General features: G+C 40.1%; 6 protein-coding genes and 1 pseudogene. 6 read left to right on the top strand and 1 reads right to left on the bottom strand.

Features of this window, described 5'->3' with window-relative positions; all coding sequences use genetic code 11:
• The 6 genes and pseudogenes from WIW89_RS09360 to WIW89_RS09335 all read left to right on the top strand — a co-directional run.
• Positions 1-1,510: pseudogene (locus tag WIW89_RS09360) on the top strand (hypothetical protein); the annotation flags it as partial.
• A 5-nt stretch (positions 1,511-1,515) separates the two neighbouring features.
• A complete protein-coding gene (locus WIW89_RS09355; RefSeq protein WP_337720554.1) occupies positions 1,516-3,027 on the top strand; it encodes a hypothetical protein in 1,512 nt (503 codons plus the stop codon).
• Positions 3,020-3,454, top strand: coding sequence for a hypothetical protein (locus WIW89_RS09350; RefSeq protein WP_337720553.1), 435 nt, complete (start codon positions 3,020-3,022; stop codon positions 3,452-3,454). The genes WIW89_RS09355 and WIW89_RS09350 overlap by 8 nt, the downstream gene beginning before the upstream one ends.
• Complete coding sequence (locus tag WIW89_RS09345) at positions 3,454-3,966, top strand: hypothetical protein (RefSeq protein ID WP_337720552.1); 513 nt, start codon at positions 3,454-3,456, stop codon at positions 3,964-3,966. Before WIW89_RS09350 ends, WIW89_RS09345 begins: the two co-directional genes overlap by 1 nt.
• A 108-nt stretch (positions 3,967-4,074) precedes the next feature.
• Positions 4,075-4,941 carry a tRNA (adenine(9)-N1)-methyltransferase Trm10 gene (locus tag WIW89_RS09340; RefSeq protein WP_443296473.1) on the top strand — a complete coding sequence of 289 codons (867 nt, stop codon included), beginning with the start codon at positions 4,075-4,077 and terminating at the stop codon, positions 4,939-4,941.
• A gap of 55 nt (positions 4,942-4,996) precedes the next feature.
• Positions 4,997-5,497: a hypothetical protein gene (locus tag WIW89_RS09335; protein ID WP_337720550.1), complete on the top strand. Its 501-nt coding sequence runs from the start codon at positions 4,997-4,999 to the stop codon at positions 5,495-5,497.
• 16 nt (positions 5,498-5,513) lie between these two features.
• On the opposite strand, the gene WIW89_RS09330 is transcribed toward WIW89_RS09335, so the two are convergent.
• On the bottom strand, positions 5,514-6,368 hold the full coding sequence (locus WIW89_RS09330; RefSeq protein ID WP_337720549.1) for a lysine exporter LysO family protein: 855 nt from the start codon (positions 6,366-6,368) through the stop codon (positions 5,514-5,516).
• Positions 6,369-6,383: the final 15 nt, after the last annotated feature.

The raw sequence follows: 6,383 nt of genomic DNA, 5'->3' as shown, positions 1-6,383 counted from the left end.
AGGTGGACCAGGTGGTGGAGGACCAGGAGGTGGACCAGGTGGTGGAGGACCAGGAGGTGGACCAGGTGGTGGAGGACCAGGAGGTGGACCAGGTGGTGGAGGACCAGGAGGTGGACCAGGTGGTGGAGGACCAGGAGGTGGACCAGGTTCTCAAAATTGTATTAATCTACTTAGTAGTGGTCCTAAGGCAAATGTACCCTATTACTCGAATTACGCGCCGCTAGGTGGTTATGCAGTGTGGACTGGTGACGCTGGCATTGTAATAGGTAATGGGATAGCTAATACAGGTAATCCCCCCGGTCAACCTAATCCCCCCGGTGGTGGCAACAATAATGAATTCTATATAGCATTTACTGTACAATTGTATAACGGCACGTGGGTAACGATAGTAGACCCCAACCCTGTACCAGCTGAAACTACATTAAACGGAAATCAAGCTACGTATCTTATGATGGTTGCTGGTTCATACAACGCCTCAACCGGAGTTATGTCCCTATATGTCAACGGTTCACTAGTTTCACAAGTACAGTTAAAACCTAATTTATCACTAAATAATAGCCCGCTATCTATAATAGACACCGGGTCAGTGTATAATGTTACTAACGGTAATTTGCTTAAATCATTGCCAGGCGTCGCGGGTGATGTATGTACAGGTGACTCACCGAGTTACTCTTTTGACGGAGCTTTAGGTCCAACTATTATCTATAATGTTTCGCTTACACCTCAGGCGATAAGCTTCTTGTACCACGGTGGACTACCCGACTTTAATGACATAAAAATAATGTGGACTCAGAACTACGTAGTTTACTCTAAGATACTTAATGTTTACCCATTGCAAACTGAGGAATATTATAGTACACAAACACCTCATGGAGAAAAAAACGGACAATACGGATATGTAAACGGTCAGATGGTAGGGTATGAGGTATATAACTTAGTGAACGAGAGCCAATACGATGCGTTTTGGGCCTTGGCCGGTGCCATACCTACCGCTTTCACCCCGTTCGGTGCTTTGGTGATATGGAGTGGTGCAACCCCGTTAGTGTTTAACCCCGCTGTACTATCAGAGACCGGTCAGAATGTGACAATAGAATTCCAAGCTAACTTGGTTCCCCCTGAGAAGGGTGCTTATATCTTTTCCTATAACTTTACGGATTGTCCACCGGGGATTACCACCGAGACTAATGGTGGTAAAGTCGTGTGGGCAAATGAGTATGGTAAAGTTTACATAAACGGAAAATTGGTGTTTAGCGGGTATATGAGTGGTAGCAACAAGCAGATACATGTCCTTTATTCAGATGATCCTTCGGCGATGAGCAATAACCAACCAATATTTGATTATACCCTGACCGGAAGTGTAAATATTACTATAGTCTTTACATTTAATATACCATCCGACTATAGTACATCCGAGCCATTAGGTATATTCTTCGGGTTGATGTGGATACCACCCGGCTATAGTTCGTTTGTCCCGGTGCCGATTAGCTCTTTCCAAACTCCTTCTGAGTGATTCGTATGACAATTAAAGCAAAACCAATTATTTTTGCTTTTTTTGTAGTAGTTGCCTTAGCTTCTGTGGAGTCAGCGTCTTATAATACGATATCCTTATCCATCCCTCAGGGTTCAAACACTTTCACGTTTGTAAATGGTGAAATGTATTTAGGTACTGTTAATGGGATATTCTCATTAGAGAATGACTCCTATATTTTGACGGGTTATGATATTAAATGTCTTGCTTTCCTTGATGGGTTCTATTTCATAACTACAAATGGTTCTCTGTACTTTTATAATGGGACAGTAACACAAATCGACGTCCCTTTACCTCAAAGGTTATTTGTAGATAACTATACCAGTGAACTGTATGTAGCAGCTAACTATCAATATGTGTACGTAATTAAGGGCACTCATATAGTTAAGTCTTATTACATTTACGAGAGCTTTGGATTCCTTACGTTTACAAATTCTTATGCTATTGTCGACTCGGGGGAAGGTTATACTTTCTTATATTATAACGGGAGTAACAGGACGGTCTGCTACTATCAGGACGCTCTGACAGCTATGACTTTCGCTAATAATACATTTATATCAGGGAGCTTTTCCCCTAACGGGCTATGGGTTTTCAACAACTTATCGGTGTTGGACTTATTCGTTATACCAATAAACTACTTCTCTCAATTACCTTATTACAACATTGACTACGTACCTCTGCCTTTCACCCCCTACTGGATATACTATAATAACGGGCTTGTGTATGTGGCTGGGGAGACGGGATATGAAGTCTTAGATTCCCTTAACGGATATCAAGTAATTTACTCTAACTTTACTCCGGTCTTAGACGCAGTAGGTTATAACGGAGCTTTTTATGTGCTCACTAAATACGGACTGGTGAAAGTTGAGTTGCTCCCTCCACCAGTATACGTGTTGACGCTTAAGGAATTAGGTCTACCTTCTTACGGTACTTTTACAGTTGAAATCAACGGTCAGGACTACACATCTACTAACGGTTCTATAACACTTAAGTTAGCGGGTGATATATTGTATAATATTACCTTTATGGACTACTTGGGGTTTAAGCCTAACATAACGTCGATAGAGTTAAACTTAACTGGCAATACCGATTTAGATGTTAGGTACACCTCCGAATTAGTACAAGTCAAAGTAGATTTAGAAGGAGTTAAGAACGGTACTCATTGGATACTTTATGTTAACGGTACTCCTTATAATGAGTCTTCACCCGTAGTCAATTTATACTTAAGTAATTCTACTGCTTACTTCATAAACGTCTCCGTACCTAATTATAAGGTATTCCCTGTTAACTTGGAATACCAAGTGAACGGTAACAATACGTTAGTTTTCTCAGCTACACCGATCCCGGTTCAGAATGCGTCAACAGCTAGCAAGAATATAAGTATAGCATCTTCTAACACTAATCCTTCTTTCGATTTTTACATATTACTTGTGATTATTTTTGTTACAGTCATACTTTTCTTTCTCTACCTCGTTAGAGGTGTAAGAAAAAATGGTTAGAAAGTTTAGAAAAGGATTATCTGATATAATAGGGTTTCTTATTTTGTTAATTTTCATTCTAGGAGTTATGGTGCCTCTTCTCTTTTATGTAACTTTTTCTTATTCCCAAGGTCTAGTACCAGAGAGCCCTCCTCAACCTAACATAGGGGTAATCAATATTACTTATACTGTTCCTCTATATGGGACGTCAAAGCTATTGATTCAGTGGACAGCTGGGTCTCCAAAACCAGTAGTATTTTGCATATATAATTACTCGATAAAGGGTGAGTGGGTTAAGGCAAATTATGTGGCTGGCACTCCCAGTTCATCGAATACTGAATGTTTTGTAATTAATGGTCCGGCTAACACTTTACTAGTCCAATTAGAGTACCTTAACGAGACTTACTACGCTCAAGTAGGTACTAATAGCTCTGTCTTGGTGGGATAATGAGTGGGATAAAGAACGTGAGAAAAAATAAAGGAGTGAGTAATGTTGTCGCAGCCATGTTGATATTGATCATAATAGTGACGTTAGCAGTTTCTACGGCAGTTACATTGCAGTTAGAGAACTCGGAATATAGTACCACGACATATGTTATGGAAAATTATAAGTACTTACACGACTTGATGGAGGCTCAGTTAAAGAACGATATACTCAACATATCGTACTATGCTTTTCCGACGAATAGCGGTTATTGTTTGGAAATAACATTTCAACTTAATCCTCAATTTGACTATTCTAGTCCTTATAGTGTAAATATAACGTGTATAATCGCGTATAATAGTCAGGGACTTGAACCGATGATGATTACGTCCCCCCAACAAATGAAATACCCTATAAATATACATATATCTACGTCACCCTACACCTTGTTAATACAGTCAAGTTCAGCAACAGATATATATATCATCTTCGGGAACGGAGTAACTGTATTTCTACCGCCTAACGCGTCGGTATGACAGCTAACTTAGAAGTTTTTTAAAAACATCAACCCTACAATACGAGTCTTCCTTTTCGAAACGTTGTCTAACCCTCAACAAATTATTAAGTATGTTAAAATAGTCTGTATTATGCTTTACACTTATTTATTGTCAAGGCTAAAGGAACTCGGTTGTTTCTCCCTCTACATAGGTAGAGAGCCAGTAGATTTACAAAGACTAGCCGTAAAAATGCTCGCGAAAGGTTACGGTATTGTGGAGGGTGAGATGAAGGGAGTAACTGTAGCTAATATTGACGACATTAGACTCCTGAAAGGTAGGGGGGAGGAAATTAGTGACTGTATTTATAGGAAAGGTGGTAAGAATGTCCTTGATAACCCCCCGCAATACCCTAAAATTGTTTTAGACCTAGGACTATTCAACAGATTAGCTGAGGACGAGAAGAAGAAGACTTTAACGCAATTATTTATGACTTTGAACGTGGTGAGAAAGTTTTGGTGGGATGGGAATATGGTGGTAGTCGGAGGTATAAAGGTTGGAAAAGCCTTGACAGTGAGCTCGTTTAGGGTCGACGCCCCTGCTATAGTACTCGACCCTTATGGTGATGTCGATGCAAACGAGGAAATAATAAGGAATTCGGACGTATTCATCATAGGAGGAATTGTAGATAAGGGAAGAAGACTGAAATACGCCACTACCGAGTTAGCTAAGATGAGGGGCTATGACTACCCCCGTGTAAGGATAAAGTTACGGGGGTCTGTAGTTGGAGTCCCAGACGAGTTTAACAAGATAGCCGAAATCGTGCTGAAAGTTAAGGAAGGTGAAAGTTTGGAGGAAGCGGTGATATCAACTATGTCGAAAGGTGACAAAGTGGCTAGGATCTTGTATGACGTCCACAGGCTAGGTTTAGACGTTTTAGAAGAGGAATTAAAATGGTTAAAAGCTGACGATAAGGTTTTACACATGGTGAAATCGAGGCTGAGGATGACCTCATGATGTGTTAAACATGTATAACAGTGAAACTTATTAAACAGTGTGACAATATTAACATATGTCTTCAAATCCTCAAGATCAAAACAACAATAATAGAAAGACCATTACTATAAGGGGAGTAGATAGCGATCTATATAACAGGATGGTAAATCTGTCAAGACAGAGCGGGAAAACGGTAGGGGAAATAATGAACCAAGCTATGAGTACTTTTCTTGGATTAGCGGGAAAAGCTGGGGAAAAGATCGACGATGCAGTTTCCAAGGCTAGGGAGACGGGGAAGGCATTTATCGATGGGTTTAACGAGGCTAAAAAGGACGTCGTGATCATATCCGACGTTGAAGAACTTGAGGCTAATAGGAACGAGATAACGAGTCTGGGTAAACCCGTCTTGTTCAGGAACATAAAAAAACTCGTGTTAGAAGACATAGATGAGCCTACTCTAGATAGATATATCGACTCTATCGTGTCAGTGGATGAGCTTGTTATACCTAGATCGTTGAATAAGTTTAAAGTTTTACAAAAATGTAAGTTCGTAAAGAGGATAACTCAAGTCCCGTGAAGGGAGTCATTTCCCATTATAGTAATGCAATCGTTGGCAAAATAATGGGTATGAGCAAAGTTAAAATAAAACCGCTTATCATTGCCCCTACAGCGTATTCTCCGCCTAACAAGTCCACGTATAGAGGTAACGTTACGTCCATTGACGTAGCCCCTCCTATGGCTATAGCACCTATAGGAGTTGCCTTCACTCTTAGTAAGATCGGTAACAAGATGAAAGCTAATTGCTCTCTCAGGAAGTTGCTTAGAAACCCGACTACGCCAAGAGCTGGACCGAAGTATTTAGCGACGAATGGTCCCGTATACGAATACCAACCTGATCCTAAGGTTATCATTAAACTTGCCTTTAAGGGAATTAAGGGGGAGAAGATCACTGAGAGTATTATAGCCCCTACCACGTCAACCGTAACTGCTAAGATCGCTAGTCCCGTAGTCCTCTTGAGTAATCCTATGTTAAAGCTCCTGCCTATCTCAATACCTATAATTACAGCCAAAAAGTATAACTCATAATCTATGATGAAGGTAAAAGGTAGCTCAAACCTGATTCCAAGTCCTAAGATAAGACCCAAAACCAAAGGTATAACGTATTTTATTTGCATCCTCAAGTTAACTTTCATAGGGTATAAATGAACTTTGTCTATAAAGAATAAGCCAATAACATATGTTATGAGGATTAACAAGGTTGCCATAATTAGAGATATTACCAAAACGCTAGCGATCTCGTTGACTGGAATTGTAACGCCTCCCCAATAGGAAATAGTGAATATCAAGACAAGCACTGTAGTTTCCGTGATCACTGAAGGCAGTTTGACTTTCCTTCCTATAGCCATACTTATAAGATATAGGGAGAGAAAAGTCAGTGTAAAGTTCATACAACTCAATATAAT

The sequence above is a fragment of the Stygiolobus sp. CP850M genome, assembly GCF_037389425.1.
Classification (GTDB): domain Archaea; phylum Thermoproteota; class Thermoprotei_A; order Sulfolobales; family Sulfolobaceae; genus Stygiolobus.
Note: the sequence above shows the minus strand (reverse complement) of the source record. Positions and strands in the feature narration are given on the sequence as shown.